Annotated in this window: 16 protein-coding genes and 2 rRNA genes (1 of these 18 cut by a window edge); 14 read left to right on the forward strand and 4 right to left on the reverse strand. The window is 60.2% G+C overall.

The window, feature by feature from the left end; genetic code table 11:
• From BXA01_RS19515 to BXA01_RS19550, 8 genes are all read left to right on the forward strand, one after another.
• Positions 1–2,063: ribosomal RNA gene (locus tag BXA01_RS19515) — 23S ribosomal RNA — on the forward strand; it begins 831 nt to the left of the window's first position.
• Between the two features lie 154 nt (positions 2,064–2,217).
• Positions 2,218–2,333: ribosomal RNA gene (gene rrf, locus BXA01_RS19520) — 5S ribosomal RNA — on the forward strand.
• A 153-nt stretch (positions 2,334–2,486) separates the two neighbouring features.
• Positions 2,487–5,939, forward strand: coding sequence for an exodeoxyribonuclease V subunit gamma (gene recC / locus BXA01_RS19525; RefSeq protein WP_076565613.1), 3,453 nt, complete (start codon positions 2,487–2,489; stop codon positions 5,937–5,939).
• Positions 5,936–9,622, forward strand: a complete 3,687-nt coding sequence (recB, locus tag BXA01_RS19530) for an exodeoxyribonuclease V subunit beta (protein ID WP_076565616.1) — start codon at positions 5,936–5,938, stop codon at positions 9,620–9,622. Before recC ends, recB begins: the two co-directional genes overlap by 4 nt.
• Positions 9,619–11,727, forward strand: coding sequence for an exodeoxyribonuclease V subunit alpha (gene recD, locus BXA01_RS19535; protein WP_076565618.1), 2,109 nt, complete (start codon positions 9,619–9,621; stop codon positions 11,725–11,727). The genes recB and recD overlap by 4 nt, the downstream gene beginning before the upstream one ends.
• Positions 11,728–11,846: 119 nt before the next feature.
• The gene (locus tag BXA01_RS19540; RefSeq protein ID WP_076565620.1) at positions 11,847–12,416 is read left to right on the forward strand and encodes a YfiR family protein; all 570 of its coding nucleotides are present in this window, start codon (positions 11,847–11,849) and stop codon (positions 12,414–12,416) included.
• Positions 12,413–13,681: a diguanylate cyclase domain-containing protein gene (locus tag BXA01_RS19545; protein WP_076565622.1), complete on the forward strand. Its 1,269-nt coding sequence runs from the start codon at positions 12,413–12,415 to the stop codon at positions 13,679–13,681. Before BXA01_RS19540 ends, BXA01_RS19545 begins: the two co-directional genes overlap by 4 nt.
• Positions 13,681–14,181: an OmpA family protein gene (locus tag BXA01_RS19550; RefSeq protein ID WP_172834013.1), complete on the forward strand. Its 501-nt coding sequence runs from the start codon at positions 13,681–13,683 to the stop codon at positions 14,179–14,181. Before BXA01_RS19545 ends, BXA01_RS19550 begins: the two co-directional genes overlap by 1 nt.
• Here BXA01_RS19550 and BXA01_RS19555 read toward each other — a convergent pair.
• On the reverse strand, positions 14,178–15,125 hold the full coding sequence (locus BXA01_RS19555) for a LysR family transcriptional regulator (protein ID WP_076565624.1): 948 nt from the start codon (positions 15,123–15,125) through the stop codon (positions 14,178–14,180). The two genes, BXA01_RS19550 and BXA01_RS19555, sit on opposite strands and share 4 nt — an antisense overlap.
• Before the next feature lie 149 nt (positions 15,126–15,274).
• Between BXA01_RS19555 and BXA01_RS19560 the strand changes: the two genes are divergently transcribed.
• Both BXA01_RS19560 and mmsB read left to right on the forward strand, forming a co-directional pair.
• Positions 15,275–16,801 (forward strand): CoA-acylating methylmalonate-semialdehyde dehydrogenase, encoded by a 1,527-nt coding sequence (locus tag BXA01_RS19560; protein ID WP_024011486.1) that lies wholly within the window; start codon positions 15,275–15,277, stop codon positions 16,799–16,801.
• Between the two features lie 10 nt (positions 16,802–16,811).
• Positions 16,812–17,699 carry a 3-hydroxyisobutyrate dehydrogenase gene (mmsB, locus tag BXA01_RS19565; protein WP_016770578.1) on the forward strand — a complete coding sequence of 296 codons (888 nt, stop codon included), beginning with the start codon at positions 16,812–16,814 and terminating at the stop codon, positions 17,697–17,699.
• A gap of 201 nt (positions 17,700–17,900) precedes the next feature.
• Here mmsB and BXA01_RS19570 read toward each other — a convergent pair whose 3' ends face one another.
• The gene (locus BXA01_RS19570) at positions 17,901–18,251 is read right to left on the reverse strand and encodes a cupin domain-containing protein (RefSeq protein ID WP_016770579.1); all 351 of its coding nucleotides are present in this window, start codon (positions 18,249–18,251) and stop codon (positions 17,901–17,903) included.
• A 42-nt stretch (positions 18,252–18,293) separates the two neighbouring features.
• Positions 18,294–19,232, reverse strand: a complete 939-nt coding sequence (locus tag BXA01_RS19575) for a LysR substrate-binding domain-containing protein (RefSeq protein ID WP_076565626.1) — start codon at positions 19,230–19,232, stop codon at positions 18,294–18,296.
• Between the two features lie 232 nt (positions 19,233–19,464).
• Between BXA01_RS19575 and BXA01_RS19580 the strand changes: the two genes are divergently transcribed.
• The gene (locus tag BXA01_RS19580; protein WP_076565628.1) at positions 19,465–20,229 is read left to right on the forward strand and encodes a sulfite exporter TauE/SafE family protein; all 765 of its coding nucleotides are present in this window, start codon (positions 19,465–19,467) and stop codon (positions 20,227–20,229) included.
• Here BXA01_RS19580 and BXA01_RS19585 read toward each other — a convergent pair.
• Positions 20,219–20,533, reverse strand: coding sequence for a putative quinol monooxygenase (locus BXA01_RS19585; RefSeq protein WP_076565630.1), 315 nt, complete (start codon positions 20,531–20,533; stop codon positions 20,219–20,221). The two genes, BXA01_RS19580 and BXA01_RS19585, sit on opposite strands and share 11 nt — an antisense overlap.
• Before the next feature lie 181 nt (positions 20,534–20,714).
• Here BXA01_RS19585 and BXA01_RS19590 point away from each other — a divergent pair, with 181 nt between their 5' ends.
• From BXA01_RS19590 to BXA01_RS19600, 3 genes are all read left to right on the forward strand, one after another.
• Positions 20,715–21,305, forward strand: a complete 591-nt coding sequence (locus BXA01_RS19590) for an NAD(P)H-dependent oxidoreductase (protein WP_076565633.1) — start codon at positions 20,715–20,717, stop codon at positions 21,303–21,305.
• Between the two features lie 109 nt (positions 21,306–21,414).
• Positions 21,415–22,326: a LysR family transcriptional regulator gene (locus BXA01_RS19595; protein WP_076565635.1), complete on the forward strand. Its 912-nt coding sequence runs from the start codon at positions 21,415–21,417 to the stop codon at positions 22,324–22,326.
• Between the two features lie 103 nt (positions 22,327–22,429).
• Complete coding sequence (locus BXA01_RS19600) at positions 22,430–23,323, forward strand: NAD-dependent epimerase/dehydratase family protein (RefSeq protein ID WP_076565637.1); 894 nt, start codon at positions 22,430–22,432, stop codon at positions 23,321–23,323.
• The last annotated feature ends 568 nt before the right edge of the window (positions 23,324–23,891 follow it).

Genomic DNA, 23,891 nt, shown 5'->3' on the forward strand with positions numbered 1-23,891 from the left:
ATGTATCACTGTAGGGGGTAGAGCACTGTTTCGGCTAGGGGGTCATCCCGACTTACCAAACCGATGCAAACTCCGAATACCTACAAGTGCCGAGCATGGGAGACACACGGCGGGTGCTAACGTCCGTCGTGAAAAGGGAAACAACCCAGACCGTCAGCTAAGGTCCCAAAGTTATGGTTAAGTGGGAAACGATGTGGGAAGGCTTAGACAGCTAGGAGGTTGGCTTAGAAGCAGCCACCCTTTAAAGAAAGCGTAATAGCTCACTAGTCGAGTCGGCCTGCGCGGAAGATGTAACGGGGCTCAAACCATACACCGAAGCTACGGGTATCATCTTCGGATGATGCGGTAGAGGAGCGTTCTGTAAGCCTGTGAAGGTGAGTTGAGAAGCTTGCTGGAGGTATCAGAAGTGCGAATGCTGACATGAGTAACGACAATGGGTGTGAAAAACACCCACGCCGAAAGACCAAGGTTTCCTGCGCAACGTTAATCGACGCAGGGTTAGTCGGTCCCTAAGGCGAGGCTGAAAAGCGTAGTCGATGGAAAACAGGTTAATATTCCTGTACTTCTGGTTATTGCGATGGAGGGACGGAGAAGGCTAGGCCAGCTTGGCGTTGGTTGTCCAAGTTTAAGGTGGTAGGCTGAGATCTTAGGTAAATCCGGGATCTTAAGGCCGAGAGCTGATGACGAGTGTTCTTTTAGAACACGAAGTGGTTGATGCCATGCTTCCAAGAAAAGCTTCTAAGCTTCAGGTAACCAGGAACCGTACCCCAAACCGACACAGGTGGTTGGGTAGAGAATACCAAGGCGCTTGAGAGAACTCGGGTGAAGGAACTAGGCAAAATGGCACCGTAACTTCGGGAGAAGGTGCGCCGGTGAGGGTGAAGGACTTGCTCCGTAAGCTCATGCCGGTCGAAGATACCAGGCCGCTGCGACTGTTTATTAAAAACACAGCACTCTGCAAACACGAAAGTGGACGTATAGGGTGTGACGCCTGCCCGGTGCCGGAAGGTTAATTGATGGGGTTAGCTAACGCGAAGCTCTTGATCGAAGCCCCGGTAAACGGCGGCCGTAACTATAACGGTCCTAAGGTAGCGAAATTCCTTGTCGGGTAAGTTCCGACCTGCACGAATGGCGTAACGATGGCGGCGCTGTCTCCACCCGAGACTCAGTGAAATTGAAATCGCTGTGAAGATGCAGTGTATCCGCGGCTAGACGGAAAGACCCCGTGAACCTTTACTATAGCTTTGCACTGGACTTTGAATTTGCTTGTGTAGGATAGGTGGGAGGCTTTGAAGCGTGGACGCCAGTTCGCGTGGAGCCATCCTTGAAATACCACCCTGGCAACTTTGAGGTTCTAACTCAGGTCCGTTATCCGGATCGAGGACAGTGTATGGTGGGTAGTTTGACTGGGGCGGTCTCCTCCTAAAGAGTAACGGAGGAGTACGAAGGTGCGCTCAGACCGGTCGGAAATCGGTCGTAGAGTATAAAGGCAAAAGCGCGCTTGACTGCGAGACAGACACGTCGAGCAGGTACGAAAGTAGGTCTTAGTGATCCGGTGGTTCTGTATGGAAGGGCCATCGCTCAACGGATAAAAGGTACTCCGGGGATAACAGGCTGATACCGCCCAAGAGTTCATATCGACGGCGGTGTTTGGCACCTCGATGTCGGCTCATCACATCCTGGGGCTGAAGCCGGTCCCAAGGGTATGGCTGTTCGCCATTTAAAGTGGTACGCGAGCTGGGTTTAGAACGTCGTGAGACAGTTCGGTCCCTATCTGCCGTGGACGTTTGAGATTTGAGAGGGGCTGCTCCTAGTACGAGAGGACCGGAGTGGACGAACCTCTGGTGTTCCGGTTGTCACGCCAGTGGCATTGCCGGGTAGCTATGTTCGGGAAAGATAACCGCTGAAAGCATCTAAGCGGGAAACTTGCCTCAAGATGAGATCTCACTGGAACCTTGAGTTCCCTGAAGGGCCGTCGAAGACTACGACGTTGATAGGTTGGGTGTGTAAGCGCTGTGAGGCGTTGAGCTAACCAATACTAATTGCCCGTGAGGCTTGACCATATAACACCCAAGCAATTTGCTGACCTGAAAAGGCACCAGATTGCGGTGTGTGAAGACGAAACGAACCGAAAGTTCGAAGTTCACAAACACCTAGCTGTCACATACCCAATTTGCTGAAGCGAGACCATCTGGTCACGAGTCAGTACCCGAATTTCTTGACGACCATAGAGCGTTGGAACCACCTGATCCCATCCCGAACTCAGCAGTGAAACGATGCATCGCCGATGGTAGTGTGGGGTTTCCCCATGTGAGAGTAGGTCATCGTCAAGATTAAATTCCGAAACCCCAATTGCGAAAGCAGTTGGGGTTTTGTTTTGCCTGCGAGAAAGTTCTTACAGCCTTCGCAGACCTCGTCCGGCTGTCACAGCCGGCCGACAATGCTAAGGTTCTGCCTCGGCTTTAGCGATTTTCCAAGGAATCCATATGTCGGACGCCCAGTCCCTCAACGCTGCATTCATGGTGGTTCAGAGCAACAGTCTCGATGAGCTGCGCAGTCTTGTGGTCAGCATCATGCGGCGCTACCCACTGGCACCCCTGGAAAACGAAATCGCTTTGGTGCAAAGCAACGGCATCGCCCAATGGCTCAAACTGGCATTGGCCGAAGATCCTGAAGACGATGACCTTGGCGGTTGCGGGATCGCTGCGGCGATTGACGTTCAACTACCCGGCAGTTTCATGTGGCAGCTGTATCGCCTGGTATTGGGACGAGAAGAGATTCCGCCTAAATCCCTGCTCGATAAGGCTCCGCTGACCTGGCGCCTGATGCGCCTCTTGCCACAGGTAATCGATCGCCCCCATTTCGAGCCGCTGCAACGCTTCCTTACCCACGACAGCGATCTGCGTAAGCGCTACCAATTGTCAGAGCGCCTCGCTGACCTGTTCGACCAATATCAAGTTTATCGGGCCGACTGGCTCGAGGACTGGGCTGAAGGGCATCATCAACTGCGCAATGTCAGAGGTGAAATAAAACCGCTGCCACCGACCAGTTGCTGGCAGGCCGAGTTGTGGCGAGCGCTGCTGGATGATGTCGGCGAACAAGGCATGGCGCAGAGCCGTGCCGGCGTCCATCAACGTTTCATGGAACGCATCAACACCCTTGATGAGGCTCCGGCTTCACTGCCGCCGCGCGTTATCGTCTTTGGCATTTCTTCATTGCCCGCACAAGTTCTTGAAGCGCTCGCCGGTCTGGCGCGCTTCAGTCAGGTTCTGCTTTGCGTACACAACCCCTGTCGCCATCACTGGGCCGATATCGTTGCCGACAAGGATCTGCTGCGACATCAATACAAGCGCCAACAACGCAAAAGCGGGATGCCCGTTGTACTTGATGCCGAAACCCTGCATCAGCACGCGCATCCGTTGCTGGCCGCTTGGGGCAAGCAAGGTCGCGACTATATCAACCTGCTCGACAGCTACGACGATCCCAACAGCTACCGCGCAGCCTTTCGTGACGGCCGCATCGACCTGTTCAGCGAAGCCCAGCCGCACAACATGCTTAACCAGCTTCAGGACGACATCCTCGAATTGCGCCCCCTCAACGAGACTCGTGAGCTCTGGCCCGCTGTCGACCTGACGCAGGACCAATCGATCCGTTTTCACATCGCCCACAGTGCCCAGCGCGAAGTCGAAATCCTGCACGATCAACTCCTGGCGCGTTTCAGCGCCGACCCGGCTCTACGCCCACGGGACGTGATCGTGATGGTTCCTGATATCGACAGCTACGCCCCGCATATCCGCGCGGTTTTCGGTCAGCTCGATCGATTTGACCCGCGCTTCATTCCGTTCACTTTGGCGGACCAGGGCCAGCGAGGACGTGATCCATTACTGATCGCCGTCGAGCACCTGCTCAAGCTGCCGGACAGCCGTTTCCCGGTCAGCGAGCTCCTCGACCTGCTCGATGTTCCAGCTCTGCGTACTCGCTTTGGCGTAGAGGAACGTGACCTGCCAACTCTGCACCGCTGGATCGAGGGCGCCGGCGTGCGTTGGGGCATGAGTGCCGAACAACGGGCCGGTCTCGGATTGCCTGAGGAACTGGAGCAGAACAGCTGGCATTTCGGTCTACGCCGAATGCTGCTGGGCTACGCCGTCGGTAGTGCCGATGCATGTGCAGGTATTGAGCCTTACGACGAAATTGGTGGACTTGATGCTGCCCTGATCGGGCCATTGGTTGCGCTGCTGGATGCCTTGGAAATCGCTCATCAGCAACTCACGCAACCGGCTCAACCGAAAGAGTGGGGGCTGCGCTTGCAGGCGCTGATGCAGGTGTTCTTTCAGGCGAGCAACGAGCACGACGACTACCTGCTGACCCAGCTCGAAGAGCTTCGCGAGACCTGGCTGGAAACCTGCGAGGCGGTCGGCCTGACTGACGAACTGCCGCTGACTGTCGTGCGCGAAGCCTGGCTCGCCGGGCTCGATCAGGGCCGATTGTCGCAACGATTCCTCGCCGGTGCGGTGAATTTCTGCACCTTGATGCCGATGCGTGCCATTCCTTTCAAACTGGTTTGTCTGCTGGGCATGAACGACGGCGATTATCCGCGCGCGCAGCCGCCGCTGGACTTCGATCTGATGGGCAGTGATTACCGCCCAGGCGACCGCTCACGACGTGAAGACGACCGTTACCTGTTACTCGAAGCGCTGTTATCCGCACGCACTCAGCTCTATATCAGTTGGGTCGGTCGCAGCATTCGCGACAACAGCGAACGACCCGCCTCGGTGCTCATCGGCCAGTTGCGCGATCACCTCGCCAGCGGCTGGCGTTCAATCGACCCTACCCAAGATCTATTGGAAGCGCTGACCGAAGAACACCCCCTGCAACCTTTCAGTGCCCGCTATTTCCACGAAGGCGAGCAACTGTTCAGCTACGCCAGCGAGTGGCAGGTGTTACATCAAGAAAAAGCGCAGCAAAGCGAAGCGCCGTTACTCGCGCCATATGTTCAAGAGGAACCGTTGACGCTGGCATTGCTGCAGGATTTTCTGCGTAATCCGGTTCGGCATTTTTTCACCCAGCGTCTCAAGGTCTATTTCGAGGCGGCGCAAGCGCCGTTGGCAGATGAAGAACCTTTCGTGCTGGACGCTCTACAGCGCTACACGCTGAGCGACAGTTTGCTGGAGGCCGCACTCAGTCAGCCGGACGATGTCGATCAGGCACTGCACGCCCGGGCGCTGCGCCTGCAAAACAGTGGTTTGTTGCCGATGGCTGGCTTCGGCGAATGTCTGCAGCGAGAGTTGATCGAACCGCTGCCGGATCTTCTGCAGCGTTATCAACAGTTGCTGACGTTATGGCCGACGCCATTGAGTAGTGCAATCCCGGTCAGTCTCGACTTGCAGGGTTTGCGGCTGGAGGGCTGGCTCGCAAACCTGCATCAACGCGCCGATGGCGGCCTGCTGTCGGTCACGACCATTCCCAATAGCATCGGCTCGATCAAAACTCGCAAGTGGCATCGGCTGACCAAATCGTGGGTTACCCATCTGGTCGCCTGCGCCAGCGAGCATGCGCTGACCACGGCATTGGTCGCCAGTGACGACACGTTGTTGCTTGAGCCAATGGAGCGAGACCGAGCGTTGCGTTTGCTCGGTGACCTGCTTCTTGCCTGGCAATCAGGCATGCGCCAACCCCTGCCGATTGCGATAAAAACCGCGTTCGCCTGGTTGTCTCAAACTGACCCGGTCAAAGCCGAAGCAACTGCGCGAAAAGCCTATGACGGTGATGGCCAGACCAGCAACGGCGAGCGGCGTGAAAGCCCGGCACTGCTCCGGCAATATCCCGACTTCGATGCATTGTTGGCAGACGAAACCTTCACCGGCTGGTGCGACGCGTTGTACCGCCCATTATTCGAAGCGCCGTGGCGTTCCTTGTCCAGCGAAGGTGCGCGCGCATGATTACCAAAACACCGTTGGCTCTGGCCTTCCCGCTACGCGGCAGTCAGTTGATCGAAGCAAGTGCAGGCACCGGCAAAACCTTCACGATTTCGGCACTTTATCTGCGGTTGATTCTCGGCCATGGCGGCGAGACAAGCGGTTTTGCACGCGAATTACTGCCGCCGCAAATCCTCGTAGTGACGTTTACCGACGCTGCTACCAAAGAGCTGCGTGAACGCATTCGGACACGCTTGGCTGAGGCCGCGCGGTTCTTTCGCGACGAAATTGTTGCCCCTGACGGACTGATTGCCGAGCTGCGCGATCAGTTCGATCCGCAGCAATGGCCGGGCTGCGCCAACCGCCTCGATATCGCCGCGCAGTGGATGGACGAAGCCGCTGTCTCGACCATTCACAGTTGGTGTCAGCGCATGCTGCGCGAGCATGCGTTCGACAGCGGCAGCCTCTTCACGCAATCCCTGGAAACCGATCACAGCGATCTGCTTGGCGAAGTGTTGCGCGATTACTGGCGACTGTTCTGCTACCCGATGCAGGGCGATGCGCTGAACTGGGTGCGCAGCAATTGGGGTGGCCCTGCCGCGTTGTTGCCTCGGGTACGTGGCTTGTTTGCCAGCGAGCGTGACACCGATGAAGGCAAGGCGCCTGCGGAGCTGATCGAGGAGTGCTTGCTGGAGCGGCGAGCGGCGTTGGTCGAACTGAAAATGCCTTGGCATGACTGGGCAGACGAGCTGCTTGCTCTCTGCCATGAAGGAGTCGCCAGCAAAACCGTCGATGGCCGCAAGATGCAGGCGCGTTATTTCGAGCCCTGGTTCGAGAAACTCAAGACCTGGGCCGAAGACGAGTCGCTTGAGCAACTGGACATTGGCACCGGCTTCACCCGATTGACACCCGAAGGCATGGCCGAGGCCTGGAAAGGCCAGGCTCCCAGTCATCCCGGGCTGGACGCCATGTCCGGACTCAAGTCGAGCCTGGATGCCTTGCCGACGCCCGATGCTGCTGTTCTGCAACACGCTGCCAAGTGGGTCGGCGCGCGTTTTGAAGAAGAGAAGCGTCGCCGCGCGGAAATGGGGTTCGACGACATGTTGCTGCGTCTGGATGCCGCGCTGCAATCGGAGGGCGGCGAGCGTCTGGCAACGCTGATCCGCGAGCAGTTCCCGGTCGCGCTGATCGACGAATTCCAGGACACCGACCCGGTTCAGTACCGCATCGTCGAGAGCATTTACCGCATCGAAGACAATCACCCTGACACCGGCCTGTTCCTGATCGGCGACCCCAAGCAGGCGATCTATGCCTTTCGTGGTGCCGACATCTACACCTATCTGCGCGCACGTCAGGCCACTACCGGCCGTTTGCATACACTAGGCACCAACTTCCGCTCCAGCCACGGCATGGTGACAGCGGTCAATCACGTATTCGAACGCGCCGAGTCCCGAGAGCAGGGACGCGGCGCGTTTTTGTTTCGCGAAAGAAATGGCGAGAACCCGGTACCGTTCCTCCCGGTCGAGTCTCAGGGACGCAAGGAAACGCTGCGGATTGCCGGGCAAGACGTCGCGGCACTGAATGTCTGGCTACTGCCCAGCGATCAGCCGCTGTCCGGCGCGGTCTATCGCCAGCAAATGGCCGCCGCCTGCGCCAGTCAAATCACCGCACTGCTCAATGGCGGGCAAAACGGTAGCGCTGGTTTTGTTCAGGCAGATGACTTCAGAGGTCTGCGTCCTTCTGACATCGCGATCCTCGTCCGCGACGGTAAAGAGGCCCAGGCCGTACGCGCCGAACTCGCCGCCAGAGGGGTGCGCAGTGTTTATCTGTCAGACAAGGATTCCGTGTTTGCCGCCCAAGAGGCGCACGATCTGCTGGCCTGGCTGAAAGCTTGCGCCGAACCCGATGTCGAACGCTCGCTCAAGGCTGCGCTGGCTTGCACCACATTGAACCTGCCGCTGATCGAACTGGAGCGCCTGAACCAGGATGAAATGGTCTGGGAAGCCCGGGTCATGCAGTTCCGCGGCTATCGAGAGCTCTGGCGCAAACAGGGCGTGTTGCCAATGTTGCGACGCCTGCTTCACGACTTCCACCTGCCGCAAACCCTGATGCAGCGCAGTGACGGCGAGCGCGTGCTGACCAACCTTTTGCACCTGTCGGAGCTGATGCAGCAAGCCGCTGCTGAACTGGACGGCGAGCAAGCGCTGATCCGCCATCTGGCCGAGCTGCTGGCACTGTCCGGTCAGGCCGGTGAAGAGCAGATTCTGCGTCTGGAAAGCGACGAGCAACTGGTCAAAGTGGTGACCATCCACAAATCCAAGGGCCTGGAATATCCGCTGGTGTTCCTGCCATTCATTTGCTCGGCGAAACCGGTGGATGGCAGCCGTTTGCCGCTGCATTACCACGACGATGCGGGCAAGGCGCAGATCAGCCTCAAGCCGACCCCCGAGTTGATCGCCCTGGCTGACGATGAGCGTCTGGCCGAAGATCTGCGTCTTTTGTATGTCGCGTTAACGCGCGCGCAGCATGCCTGTTGGCTGGGCGTCACTGATCTCAAGCGCGGCAATAACAACAGCTCGGTGCTGCACCTGTCGGCGTTGGGTTATTTGCTCGGTGGCGGTGCCGCTTTGGGCGAGTCCAGCGAACTGAATCGCTGGCTGCGGGATCTGCAGCAAGACTGCCCGGCCATCGGCATCGGCGAAATGCCTCAGCCCACTGATGAGCATTACCAGCCGCCGCGCAATGAAGCAGTGCTGCGAGGGACGCTACGGCCCAAGCGCAAAGCCAGTGAAAACTGGTGGATCGCGTCGTACAGCGCCTTGCGCATCAGCGACATATTGAGCGTCGGCAGCGATGAAGCACCGGACAGTCCGCAGGCGCAAAAGCTCTTCGACGACGAGCGCCTCGATCCCGACGCGCCACATGAAATCAGCAGTGGTGGCGCCGATATCCACCGCTTCCCGCGTGGCCCTAACCCGGGCACGTTTTTGCATGGCTTGCTCGAATGGGCGGGCGCTGAAGGTTTCGCCGTTACTCGCGAAGCGCTGGAAGATGCAATTGCCCGACGCTGCAACCTGCGCGGCTGGCAAGGCTGGATTACTACCCTGACGGACTGGCTGCAACATTTGCTCGAGTCGCCGTTGCCGGTCGCGGGCGGGCAACCGCCGGTGGTTCTTGAGCAGCTGAAGCAATATCGCGTCGAGATGGAGTTCTGGTTCGCCAGTCACAAAGTCGACGTGCTCAAGCTCGACGAGCAGGTGCGCCAGCACACCCACAATGGCGTGGCTCGTGTTGCGGCAGAACCGGTTCAACTCAACGGCATGTTCAAGGGCTTTATCGACCTGACCTTCGAGCACGCTGGCCGCTATTACGTCGCCGATTACAAATCCAATTGGCTCGGCGTGGATGATCAGGCCTACACCGTCCAGGCGATGGAGCAGTCGATCCTCGACAATCGTTACGACCTGCAATACGTGCTGTATCTGCTGGCACTGCATCGCCAGTTGAAGGCGCGGCTGGCGGATTACGATTACGACCGTCACATCGGCGGGGCGCTGTATCTGTTTCTACGCGGTACGCGTGCGGATAGTCGCGGCGTGTACTTCGTGCGTCCGCCACGGGAATTGATCGAACGCCTCGACCGGATGTTCCAGGGCAAACCCGAACCCAAGTCCGAACCCGCCTGGGAACAGGGAGTCCTGCTATGAGCCGCACATTCGCCGATCTGCTGCCGACGCCGCTGGAAGCGGACAGCCTGTCGAAACTCTCGCCGCTGACCCGCGCCGATGATTTGCTGTTGTTGCTGAGCCGTTGGGTCGAGCGCGGCTGGCTGCGCGCGCTGGACCGCGCCTTTGTCGCGTTCCTGCATGAACTCGAGCCCGAGACCGACCCGTTGGTGCTGCTGGCGGCGGCGTTGACCAGTCACCAACTCGGCCATGGTCATGTGTGTCTGGACCTGTTTGAAACCCTCAAGGCGCCGGATTTTGCACTGTCATTGCCGCCCGAAGGCGATGTACAGGGCGGTGTGTTGTTGCTGCCCTCGCAATTGCTCGAAACGCTCGATGGAGCCCATTGGTGCAAAGTGCTGGCAAGTAGTCCATTGGTGGCCCTGGCCGCTGACCCGAGTGAAACAGCGCAGACACGTCCGCTGGTGCTGTCCTCGAAACGCCTGTACCTGCGCCGCTACTGGACCTACGAACGCCGCATCGATGCAGCGTTGCGCCAACGCTTGATGCAGCAGGAGCCGACGCCGGATGATCTGCCGCAGCGTCTGAACGAATTGTTCGGCGGCGCGGAATCCGCAGCAGTCATCGATTGGCAAAAACTCGCCTGCGCCATCGCTACGCGCAGCGCCTTCAGCATCATCACTGGCGGCCCGGGCACCGGGAAAACCACTACGGTGGTGCGCTTGCTCGCGTTGCTGCAGGCACCAGCCGTCGAGGCTGGCCATCCGCTGCGCATTCGTCTGGCGGCACCGACCGGCAAGGCCGCTGCGCGTTTGACCGAGTCGATCAGTCAGCAAGTGCAATCACTGCAAGTCGCCGAAGCGGTGCGCGCGGCGATCCCCAGCGATGTGACCACCGTGCACCGTCTGCTCGGCAGTCGACCGGGCACCCGGCATTTCCGTCACCATGCCGGCAACCGCCTGCCGCTGGATGTGCTGGTGGTCGACGAAGCGTCGATGATCGACCTGGAAATGATGGCGAACTTGCTCGACGCCATGCCGGCCCATGCGCGGCTGGTACTGCTGGGCGACAAGGATCAACTGGCCTCGGTCGAGGCTGGCGCGGTACTGGGCGATCTGTGCCGTGACGCCGAGGGCGGTTGGTACAGCCCGCAAACGCGACAATGGCTGGAGTCAGTCAGTGGCGAGTCGTTGCAGGGCAGCGGTTTGCATGAAGATCGCGACGGCACCCACCCGCTGGCGCAGCAAGTGGTGATGCTGCGTCACTCGCGCCGCTTCGGCGAGGGCAGCGGTATCGGTCAGCTCGCGCGCCGGGTCAATCAGCAATTGGCCGATGAGGCGCGACAGTTGCTCGCCGCTGGCGGCTACGACGACGTGTATTCGCTGCCGCTCAAAGGCGAGCACGATCACAAGCTCGAACGCCTGCTGCTTGAAGGTCACGGCAACGGCCCGCAAGGTTACCGCCATTACCTGAGCGTATTGCGCGATCAGCGTCCACCGTCAACGCGGCCCCTTGAGCATGCGGACTGGACCGATTGGGCGCGGGAAGTCTTGCAGGCGTTCGACACATTCCAGTTGCTGTGCGCGGTGCGCAAAGGGCCATGGGGCGTTGAAGGTCTGAATCAGCGCATTACCGCTGCATTGCTCAAGGCGCGTCTGATCGAGAGCGACCAGCAGTGGTATGAAGGTCGGCCGGTGCTGATGACACGCAACGACTATGGTCTGGGCCTGATGAACGGCGACATCGGTATCGCCCTGAAACTGCCCGAGCGTGAAGGCGCAGAAATCGGCAAAACGGTTCTGCGCGTGGCCTTTCCGCGTAACGATGGTCAGGGCGGCGTGCGCTTCGTGTTGCCGAGTCGACTCAATGATGTCGAAACCGTGTACGCCATGACGGTGCACAAGTCCCAGGGTTCGGAGTTCGCCCACACGGCGCTGATCCTGCCGGATGCGCTGAATCCGGTACTGACCAAAGAGTTGATCTACACCGGGATTACTCGCGCCCGGCACTGGTTCACCTTGATCGAGCCGCGTGCCGGCGTGTTTGAAGAGGCGGTGCTGCGCAAGGTCAAGCGTCTGAGCGGGCTGATGCTGGAACTGGAAGAGGGCACCGAGCCTCCGGGATGAAGCGCTGAATGACCGACAACGAGTACTGACCAACCGGTCAGAGGCAGGCGCCTCGCTGGTGTTCTGGCGCTGTGCTATCGTTGCGGCATCATTTCGTTACGCTCCAAGAGAATCCCTCCATGAAGGTGGCCGTCTGGGCGACACAGCGTGTGGTGGCCTGCCAGCACGCATTGCTGATCGTTTTGCTCTGGTTGTTCACGGGCAGCGGCATCGCCCAAGCGCAAACCGGGCCGGCCGAGCAACGGGCCAAAGCGGTCACGCAAGTGGTTCTTGGCATCCTCAGCTATGCACGCTGGCCGGTGGAACCGGCGCAGTTGCGTCTGTGCATCGTCGGCCCCACCGAATACACCGATGACCTGGTCAAAGGCACCACCCAAGCCACGGGTCGGCCAGTGGCCGTGCGGCGTCTGCTGGCGGACAACCCGGCCATCGTCAGCGAATGCGACGCGGTGTACATCGGCAAGCTCACCGCCGATGAACGCAGTCGCCTGTTCGCATCGTTGATCGGGCATCCGGTGCTGAGCATCAGCGAAGCAGACGATCAATGCACCGTCGGCAGTCTGTTCTGCCTGCGCGTTGGCGATGAACAAGTGTCGTTCGAGGTCAATCTCGACTCCGTGGCTCGCAGTGGTGTGCGCATTCACCCCAGCGTGTTGCAGTTGTCCCGTCGCAAAGCGGCGGCGCCATGAAGCTATTCAGTTGGAAGGCTCGCCCCACCCTTGGTTCGGTCATTGGCCGTGGGCATTTGATTGTCGCGCTGGTGGCGGTGGCGATGGCCAGTGTTTCGCTGACCTTGCTGGGCGTGCTCGCGCTGCGGGTGTATGCCGATCACAACCTGCACTTGATCGCCCGTTCGATCAGCTACACGGTCGAGGCAGCCGTCGTGTTCAATGACAAAGCGGCGGCAACCGAGGCGCTGGCGATCATCGCCGCCACCGAGGAAGTTGCGGATGCCCGAGTGCTCGACGCGCAAGGCCAATTGATCGCGCAATGGCAGCGCGTCGAGACCGGCTTGTTCTCCGAGCTGGAAATGCAGATCACCCGCGCTCTTCTGGAAAAACCGGTCAGCCTGCCGATCGAGCATCAGGACCGCGAAATCGGTCGGGTCCTGCTCATCGGTCACGGCGGCAGTCTGATGCGCTTCCTGCTCAGCGGCCTGGCCGGGATTGTGCTCTGCACCGCGATCAGCGCCTGGGTCGCGCTCTATCTGGCGCGGCGGCAGTTGCGCGCGATCATCGGCCCGTTGCACAGCCTCGCCGCCGTCGCCCACGCCGCGCGCAGTGAGCGAGCGCTGGATCGGCGCGTGCCGCCGGCGCAAATCGCTGAACTGGATAATCTGGGCAACGACTTCAATGCCTTGCTCGGCGAACTCGAGTCGTGGCAAACCCATCTGCAAAACGAAAACGAAACTCTCGCTCACCAAGCGACCCACGACAGCCTCACCGGTTTGCCCAACCGCGCGTTTTTCGAAGGCCGCTTGATCCGCGCCTTGCGCAACGGCAAAAAACACGATGAGCGGGTCGCCGTGCTGTTTCTCGACAGCGACCGCTTCAAAGGCATCAACGATAACTTCGGCCACGCCTCGGGCGACGCAGTACTGGTGGCCATCGCCAATCGCGTGCGAGCGCAATTGCGCGAGGATGATCTGGTCGCGCGGCTGGGCGGCGACGAGTTCGCCGTGCTGCTCGCGCCGCTGCACACGGTCGAAGACGCTGAGCACATCGCTGACAAGATTCTCGCCAGCATGGACATGCCGATCACCCTGCCTGGCGACAGCAGTGTGGTGACCTCGCTCAGTATCGGCATCGCCGTTTACCCCGATCATGGCGCCACGCCGGGTGCCTTGCTCAATGCAGCCGACGCGGCGATGTATCAGGCCAAGCGCCTGTCGCGCGGCGCGCAATTCACCGCCGGGTCGGAGCGCCCGGTCGATTCCGTTCACACCAGGAGCTGATGCCCGTGTTCACTCTTCCCGTTCGACTTTTTTCCGCATTGCTGCTGATCACCGCGCTGACCCTGATCGGTTGCCAGACCGCCCCGCAGAAAGGCCTGACACCGGCGCAGGTCGCCGTGCTCAAACAGCAGGGTTTCGAATTGACCGACGACGGTTGGGAATTCGGCCTGTCGGGCAAAGTGCTGTTTGGTAGCGATGTTGAAAGCCTGAACGCAGCCAGCACGGAAATCGTCGAACGCATCGGCAAGGCGCTGCTCGGCGTGGGAATCGAGCGGGTGCGCGTCGATGGCCACACCGATGCGTCGGGCAAGGAAACCTACAATCAGCAACTGTCGCTGCGTCGGGCCAAGAGCGTTGCCAACGTCCTCGGCACGGTCGGCATGAAGCCGGAGAACATTCAGCTGCAAGGCCTGGGCAGCAGCGAACCGGTGGCTTCCAACGACACCGCAGCGGGGCGCACGGAAAATCGCCGGGTGTCGATCGTGGTCAGCGCCGACTAATCGGCAAAGCGCATCTCCCGCGTTTCCCCCATCAACAACGCCTGATTACGCTCAGTCACCTCACGAATGTAATCCCACAACAGGGTGATCCGCTTGAGCTTGCGCAGATCCTCCCGGCAGTACATCCAGAACTGCCGGGTGATGTCGATTTCCTCCGGCAGCACCGGCAGCAATCGCGGATCCTGCGCGGCGAGGAAGCACGGCAGGATCGCCAGCGAGCGGCCCTGCTGCGCGGCAACGTATTGCGCGATCACGCTGGTGCTGCGCAAATGTGCGCTGGCGCCGGGCAGCACATTGGCCAGGTAAAGCAGCTCTGAGCTGAACGCCAGATCATCCACATAACTGATGAATTGATGCTTGCTCAAATCGGCCGGGCGGCGGATCGGTGGGTGTTTGTCCAGATAGTCCTGGGTTGCGTACAGCTGCAAACGGTAGTCGCAGAGTTTGCAGCAGACGTACGGCCCGTGCTCCGGCCGCTCGAGGGCGATGACGATGTCGGCCTCGCGCTTGGACAGGCTGATGAAGTGCGGCAGCGGCAGGATGTCCACCGAGATTGCCGGGTAGGCGTCGACGAAATGGCTCAGTTGCGGGGTGATGAAAAAACTGCCGAAGCCTTCGGTGCAGCCCATGCGCACATGGCCGGACAGGGCCACGCCAGAGCCGGAAACCTGTTCGCAGGCCATGTGCAACGTGCTTTCGATCGACTCGGCATAACCGAGCAAGCGCTGGCCTTCAGTGGTCAGGACGAAACCGCTGGTGCGGGATTTCTCGAACAGTAATGTACCGAGCGCCGCTTCCAGCGAGCTGATCCGTCGCGACACCGTGGTGTAGTCGACAGCCAGGCGTTTGGCGGCGGTGCTGGCCTTGCGGGTGCGGGCGACTTCGAGGAAAAACTTCAGGTCGTCCCAGTTCAGCGAGCCTAGCGAGGTGATGTTTTTTTGCATGATGGTCGGGCTTATATGTGCGTTCTTATTAGAAGTTTGCACATCTATACTCCAAAAACAGTCCGACAACCAATTCGTGACACACGCCTCATCTCAAGGCGAACCTTTCGCCTTGGCTCCTACGATAAAAACAAGTTCTGGAGACCAGCATGAACGCATCGCTTACGCCCAACGACACCACGCTGCAAAAGGTCAAACTGCTGATAGACGGCGAATGGGTCGAGTCGCAGACCACCGAGTGGCACGACATCGTCAACCCGGCCACCCAGCAAGTGCTGGCCAAGGTTCCGTTCGCCACCGCGGCAGAGGTCGATGCCGCTGTCAGCGCCGCGCAGCGTGCCTTCCAGACCTGGAAACTGACCCCGATCGGCGCGCGGATGCGCATCATGCTCAAGCTGCAAGCGCTGATCCGTGAGCATTCCAAACGCATCGCCGTGGTCCTCAGCGCCGAGCAGGGCAAGACCATTGCTGATGCCGAAGGCGATATTTTCCGTGGCCTGGAAGTGGTCGAGCACGCGTGCTCGATCGGCACCCTGCAAATGGGCGAGTTCGCCGAGAACGTCGCTGGCGGCGTCGACACTTACACCCTGCGCCAGCCAATAGGCGTGTGCGCCGGCATCACGCCGTTCAACTTCCCGGCGATGATTCCGCTGTGGATGTTCCCGATGGCGATCGCCTGCGGCAACACCTTCGTGCTCAAGCCGTCGGAACAGGATCCGCTGTCGACCATGTTGCTGGTGGAGCTGGCGATCGAAGCGGGCGTCCCTGCTGGCGTGCTCAACGTCGTTCACGGCGGCAAGGATGTGGTCGATGGCCTGTGCACGCACAAGGACATCAAAGCCGTGTCGTTCGTCGGTTCGACCGCTGTCGGCACCCACGTTTATGACCTGGCCGGCAAACACGGCAAACGCGTGCAGTCGATGATGGGCGCAAAAAACCACGCTGTGGTGCTGCCGGATGCCAATCGCGAGCAAGCGCTGAATGCCTTGGTCGGTGCTGGTTTCGGTGCCGCCGGGCAACGCTGCATGGCCACCTCGGTGGTAGTGCTTGTGGGCGCGGCGAAACAATGGCTGCCGGATCTGAAAGCGCTGGCGCAGAAGCTCAAGGTCAACGCCGGCAGCGAGCCGGGCACCGATGTCGGTCCGGTGATTTCGAAAAAGGCCAAGGCGCGGATTCTCGAACTGATCGAAAGCGGCATCAAGGAAGGTGCCAAGCTTGAACTGGACGGTCGCGACATCAGCGTGCCGGGCTACGAGCAAGGCAACTTTGTCGGCCCGACCCTGTTCTCCGGTGTGACCACCGACATGCAGATCTACACCCAGGAAATCTTCGGCCCGGTGCTGGTGGTGCTGGAAGTCGACACCCTCGACCAGGCGATTGCGCTGGTCAACGCCAATCCTTTCGGCAACGGCACTGGCCTGTTCACCCAGAGCGGTGCGGCGGCGCGTAAATTTCAGACTGAAATCGATGTCGGTCAGGTCGGCATCAACATCCCGATTCCAGTGCCGGTGCCGTTCTTCAGCTTCACCGGCTCGCGCGGTTCGAAACTCGGCGACCTCGGCCCGTACGGCAAGCAAGTGGTGCAGTTCTACACGCAGACCAAAACGGTCACGGCGCGCTGGTTCGACGACGACAGCGTCAACGACGGCGTGAACACCACCATCAACCTGCGCTGAGGATTCGATCATGAAAATCGCATTTATCGGGCTGGGCAACATGGGCGCGCCGATGGCGCGCAACCTGATCAAGGCCGGCCACTCGCTGAATCTGGTCGACCTGAACAAAACCGTGCTGGCGGAACTCGAGCAACTGGGCGGCACCATCCGCGCTTCGGCCCGCGAGGCGGCGGAAGATGCCGAACTGGTGATCACGATGCTCCCGGCCGCGGTGCATGTGCGCAGTGTCTGGCTGGGTGAAGAGGGCGTGCTCGCCGGCATTCGCCAAGGCGTGCCGGCGGTGGATTGCAGCACCATCGATCCGCAGACCGCCCGCGACGTCGCAGCGGCCGCCGCCAAACACGGCGTGGCCATGGCCGATGCGCCAGTCTCCGGCGGCACTGGCGGCGCGACCGCCGGCACGCTGACCTTCATGGTCGGCGCAACGCCGGAACTGTTCGCGACCCTGCAACCGGTGCTGGCGCAGATGGGCCGCAACATCGTGCATTGCGGTGAAGTCGGCACCGGCCAGATCGCCAAGATCTGCAACAACCTGCTGCTGGCGATCTCGATGGTTGGCGTCAGTGAGGCGATGGCGTTGGGCGATGCGCTGGGGATCGACACCGGCGTTTTGGCCGGGATCATCAACAGCTCGACCGGCCGTTGCTGGAGTTCGGAGATGTACAACCCGTGGCCGGGCATCGTCGAAACGGCGCCGGCCTCGCGCGGTTATACCGGTGGTTTCGGCGCGGAGCTGATGCTCAAGGATCTTGGGCTGGCGACGGAAGCGGCGCGGCAGGCGCATCAACCGGTGGTGCTCGGCGCGGTGGCGCAGCAGTTGTATCAGGCGATGAGCCAGCGCGGTGACGGTGGGAAAGACTTCTCGGCGATCATCAACAGCTATCGCAAGCCGCAATAATCGCGATCAGCCCTTTGTGGCGAGGGGATTCATCCCCGTTGGGTCGCGCAGCAGCCCCCTGGATCGTGTCAAGTAAACCGGGTGCTCAGGTTTTGCGACTGCTGCGCAGTCGAGCGGGGATGAATCCCCTCGCCACAGGTTTTAGCAACGCCGGGACATTTGCCGGGAAATCACGTCGGGTGATTTCCCGGCTTTTTTGCATCAGGCGAAGACGAAATATTTGCGCACGGTCTCGACCACTTCCCACGTGCCCTTCATGCCCGGCTCAACCACGAAGATATCGCCGGCGCGCAGGTGGATCGGCGCCATGCCGTCCGGGGTGATCACGCAGTAGCCTTCCTGGAAATGGCAGTACTCCCACTTCACATAATCGACGCGCCACTTGCCCGGCGTGCAGATCCAGGTGCCCATGATCTTGCTGCCGTCTTCGCTGGTGTAGGCGTTGAGGTTGACGGTGTGCGGGTCGCCTTCGAGTTTTTCCCACTTGCATGCGTCGAGTACCGGCAGCGGGTGGGTGTCGCGCAGAACGGTGATAGGGGCGGTCGCGGTCATGAGGGACTCCGGGCAGGTGGACTTGAGAATTGAAGTCGCACCCTATAGCGCCCGGTTGTCGCTCAGTTGTCTGGGGTCGACATCGGAGTGCTCAGAAACGCGCGCAGCGCTGAGCGCTTGTAACAACGCTTTGGCATAACCCGGCAGCGCGGCGAAGTCTCTCGCGCAGAGCAATAACCTGCGGCGCGCCCACGGCTCATTCAGGGTCACGCACTGAAACCGTTTGAGCGCCGTACGTTCGACAGCGGCCAACGGCACGATGGCCAGTCCCGCCCCTCGGGCGACCATACGCATCGCGCCATCAAAGCCATCGGCGCGAATGCGCACCTGCATCCGCGCGCCGCTGTGCAGCGCCTGTTCTTCCAGATAGATCGCCAATGCGCTGTCGGCGCTGAGTCCGACAAAGTCGTGCTGCAACGCGTCGCTGAAACTGACCTCGGCGACGTCAGACAACGGGTGATCGAGCGGCAGAATCAGCACCAGCGGATCATCACGAAACGCCTGGGTCTGCAGGCCGTTGGTGTCGACCGCGTCGGACACGATGCCCAGATCCGCTGCGCCTTCACGCAAGGCATGGGTAATTCGCGCACTGGGCAGTTCCTGTAGATCGATGTCGAGATTGGGATGGCTGCGCAGGAAATCCGCGAGCACTTCCGGCAGGTACTCGGTGATCGCCGTGGTGTTGCACAACAGCCGCACCTCGCCTTTGACGCCTTGCGCATAATCGGCAAGGTCCTGCTGCATGCGTTCGGCCTGTTGCAAAAGGATACGCGCATGGCGGGCGAGGGCTTTGCCGGCGGGCGTCGGGGTGACGCCACGCCGACCACGTTCGAGGAATTCGGCGCCCAGCGAGGCTTCCATCGCGCGGACTCGAGCGCTGGCGGCGGCGAGGGATAAGTGGCTGCGGGCGGCACCGGCAGTGATGTTGCCGGTGTCGAGAATGTGCAGGTAGAGGCGCAGGTCGGTGAGGTCGAAGTGCATGGGGTTTGCCTCTGATTTTTATGGTGTGTGGGCTGGCCCTTTCGCTGGCAAGCCAGCTCCCACAGGTTTCTTGTTGATCTCTAAATGGATGAACAACCGAGATTCTGTGGGAGCTGGCTTGCCAGCGATGAGGCCAGATGCCTCACTACAAAGATCAGCCTCTTGCAAAGGAAGAGGCTGACTCAGTATATGGCAGATTTTCCCCCAGCCCGGATCAGTGCACATTACCCCAATGCACACACTCACCGACTTCTACCAAGCCCTCGGCCTGACCCTGTCCCTACTGGTCATCGCCACCTTCCTCCTCGCCGGCACGGTCAAAGGCGTGATCGGCCTCGGCCTGCCCACCGTTGCGATGGGTCTGCTCGGTCTGGCTATGGCGCCGGCGCAGGCAGCTGCTTTGTTGATAATCCCCGCGACTTTGACCAACCTTTGGCAACTGGCCTTCGGTGGCCATCTGAAAAGCTTGATCAAACGCCTCTGGCCGATGCTGCTGATGATCTTCCTCGGCACCGGCATCGGCACCCTGTGGATCGGGATGGCCGGCGGCCATTGGGTGGTGCGCGGACTTGGCGCGGCGCTGCTGCTGTATGCATTGAGCGGATTGCTCTTGCCTACGCTACACGTCAAATCCGGGCATGAATCGTGGCTCGGCCCGCTGTGTGGCCTGATCACCGGCGTCATCACCTCCGCCACCGGCGTCTTCGTGATTCCGGCGGTGCCGTACCTGCAAGCGCTGGGGCTGAGCCGCGATGAGCTGGTGCAGGCGCTCGGCCTGTCCTTCACCGTCTCGACCCTGGCGCTGGCCGCTGGGCTGCTCTGGCACGGCGCACTCGGCGGTGGCGAATTGAGCGCCTCGCTGCTGGCGCTGATCCCGGCCATGCTTGGCATGTGGCTCGGTCAGTGGTTGCGTCAGCGCATCAGTGCGGTGCTGTTCAAGCGGGTGTTCTTTATCGGACTGGGCGCGCTCGGCGCCCATTTGCTGATCAGCGGCTAGCCGACGATTCGCTGAGCATGTCGATCGGGCGGATATCGAAATCGCGCTCCAGATAGTCCATGCGCCTGGCGAAAAACGCTTTCATGTGCGGCAAAGCCGAGTGCACATCCAAGTGCGCCTGGCTGGCCCAGATCTCGTAGAAGATAAACAGCGTCGGATCTTCCTTGTCGCGCAGCATGTGGTACTCGATGCAGCCCGGTTCGGCGCGGCTTGGTTCGACGTAAGCGCGGAACAGCGCTTCGAATTCGGCGGCTTTTTCCGGGTGGGTCTTGGCGTGCAGGATGAAACCCTGGCGTTCACTCATCACAACTTCCTCAAAAGCAGAAAGCGGCGATGCTACGGCAACAATTGCCGACCGATTCGTGCGTTTTGATCAAATGTATTTTGCGTCGATGTGGCTGTTTCCGCGCGAGATCGATGGTTAATCTGCCGCCATTCCAGTTCCTGTTTCAATCCAGCCTTGAAGGCTGCGCCGAGGTTTTCCGATGAAGAAAGTGCTGTTGCTCAATGGCGGTAAAAAATTCGCCCACTCCGATGGCCGCTATAACACCACCCTGCACGAAACCGCGCTGAGCGTGCTCGATCGCGGCGGTGTCGACGTCAAGACCACCTTCATTGATGAAGGCTACGACGTTGCCGAAGAAGTGGCGAAATTCCTCTGGGCCGACGTGATCATTTATCAGATGCCGGGCTGGTGGATGGGCGCGCCGTGGACGGTGAAAAAGTACCTCGACGAAGTCTTCACCGAAGGCCACGGCAGCCTCTACGCCAGCGACGGTCGCACCCGTTCCGATGCTTCGCAGAAGTACGGCAGTGGCGGTCTGATTCAGGGCAAGCAATACATGCTGTCGCTGACCTGGAACGCGCCGCAGCAAGCCTTCGATGACCCGACTGATTTCTTCGAAGCCAAAGGCGTGGACGCCGTGTACTTCCCGTTCCACAAGGCCAACGAGTTTCTGGGCATGACCGCGCTGCCGACCTTCCTCTGCGTCGACGTGATGAAGCGTCCGAATATCGAGAATGATGTGGCGCGTTATGAGCAGCATCTGACTGAGGTGTTTGGCCTCAAGGTTTGATGGGTTTCGGGCTACTATCCGGGTACAGCAAAAGATCGCGGCCTTCGGCAGCTCCTGCAGGGGGGCATGGCGATTGGCTGCGATCTTGGCGATTCCAGCGAGGACACCCGTGAAAGCCAGATCCGATGAGTTGCAGATTTTCGTCTGCGTGATCGAGTGCGGTTCGATTTCTGCCGCCGCCGAGCAGGTCGGCCAGACGCCGTCGGCCGTCAGTCGCACGCTGTCGAAGCTCGAAGCCAAGCTCGACACCACGCTGATCAACCGCACCACGCGACGCATGGACCTGACCGAGGAGGGCAAGTATTTCTTCGAACAGGCCAAGCTGATTCTCGACCAGATGGATCAACTCGAAGAACGCCTGTCTTCGCGCCAGCAAACTCCCTCCGGGCGCCTGCGCATCAACGCCGCCTCGCCGTTCATGCTCCACGCCATCGTTCCCTACATCGACGAATTCCGGCAGCTGTACCCGGACATCCTGCTCGAACTCAACAGCAATGACCTGATCATTGACCTGCTGGAACAAAGCACCGACGTCGCCATCCGCATCGGCACCCTCGCCGATTCGACGCTGCATGCGCGTTCGCTCGGTTGCAGTCCGTTGATGATCGTTGCCAGCCCTGCTTACCTGAAAAAACACGGCGCGCCCCGGCAGGTCGCAGACCTCAGCGAACACACGCTGCTCGGCTTCACCCAGAACGAAGGCCTCAACCAATGGCCGCTGCGCTATGTGCACGGCGACCGCTGGCCGATCAACCCGGCGATCAGCGCTTCCAGCGGCGAGACCGTGCGCCATCTCGCGCTGGAAGGGCAGGGCATCGCCTGCCTGTCGCACTTCATGACCATCGACGACATCCGTGCCGGGCGCCTGAAAGTCCTGCTCGGCGAATTCAACAGCGGCTACCGCCAGCCGATCAACGCCGTGTACTACCGCAACTCGCAACTGGCGTTGCGCATCCAGTGCTTCCTCGACTTTATCCAGAGCAAACTCGCCGCCTACGCCAGCGCCGAATTCAAAGGCTGATTCGTGATCCCTGCGCAAGAGTGAATTGGCCGAGGGCGGGTTTTTCGCCTGGTTTCATCGGCTGATACTCGCTGCATCAGTTATTCACGCAGGGAGTTACTCCATGAACGTATTCGTTACCGGCGCGGCTGGTTTTATCGGCGGTTCCATCGCAACCGGTCTGGTGCAGGCCGGGCACAACGTCACCGGCCTGGTGCGCAGCGCCGAGCAGGCTGACGAGCTGAAAGCATTGGGCATGAACGCGGTAATCGGCACCCTCGATGACAGCCAATTGCTGGCGCAACAGGCCCGTGCTGCCGATGCCGTCATCAACGCTGCCAGCAGCGACCATCGCGGTGCGGTGGAAGCGTTACTCGACGCTTTGCGTGGCTCGAACAAAGTCTTTCTGCACACCAGCGGTTCGAGCATTGTCGGCGACGCTTCCGGCGGCAAATCCAGCGATGACATTTACTACGAGGACAACCTGCCGGAGCCGACTGTCGACAAGGCCGATCGCGTAGCCATCGACAACCTCGTGCTCGCGGCGGCGAAGGATGGCGTGAACTCGGCGGTGATCTGCAACACCCTGATCTACGGCCACAGCCTGGGCGTCAACCGCGACAGCGTGCAACTGCCGCGACTGCTGAAACAGGCGCGCAAAAGCGGCGTCGTTCGCCACGTCGGAACAGGGCGGAACATCTGGTCCAACGTGCACATCGAAGACGTCGTCGCCCTGTATCGGCTGGCGCTGACCCAAAACGTGCCCGGCACTTTCTACTTCGTCGAGAGCGGTGAAGCCTCGTTCATCGACATGACCACCGCCATGGCCGAAGCCCTCAATCTGGGCGAACCGCAAGACTGGCCATTGCAAGACGCCGAAGCCGAATGGGGCTACGAAATGGCCAACTACGGCCTCGGTTCCAACAGCCGCGTACGCGGCAAACACGCCCGCGAACTGCTGGGCTGGACGCCGAAGCGCACGTCGGTGGTGGAATGGATTCGTAACGAAATGGTGTGAGTCCAGCGCGCACCGGGTGAAGCCATTCGCGAGCAGGCTCGCTCCCACAGGTGACCGCGTTCTGCCTGAAGGAATGTGATCAAAAACTGTAGGAGTGAGCCTGCTCGCGATAGCGTCGAGTCAGTCAAATGATCTTGTTTTGACCCACCGCAATCGCGAGCAGGCTCGCTCCCACAGGTGGCCGCGTTCTGCCTGAAGGAATGTGATCAAAAACTTTAGGAGTGAGCCTGCTCGCGATAGCGTTGGGTCAGTCAGAGAATCATGTTTTGACCCACCGCAATCGCGAGCAGGCTCACTCCTACAACTTGACCGCGTTCTGACTGGAGGAATGCGATGAAAAACTGTGGGAGCGAGCCTGCTCGCGATAGCGTCGTGTCAGTCAAAAAAACCTGTTTAGACCCACCGCAATCGCGACCAGGCTCAGTCCTACAGATTGACTGCGTTCTGACTGGAGAAATGTAATTCCTGTGGGAGCTGGCTTGCCAGCGATAGCGGTGGATCAGTCGCCACCCATGGTGAACGTGGCGCCGTCATCGCTGGCAAGCCAGCTCCCACAGGGACTTTGTGG

It is taken from the genome of Pseudomonas sp. B10, assembly GCF_900156235.1.
GTDB lineage: Bacteria > Pseudomonadota > Gammaproteobacteria > Pseudomonadales > Pseudomonadaceae > Aquipseudomonas > Aquipseudomonas siliginis.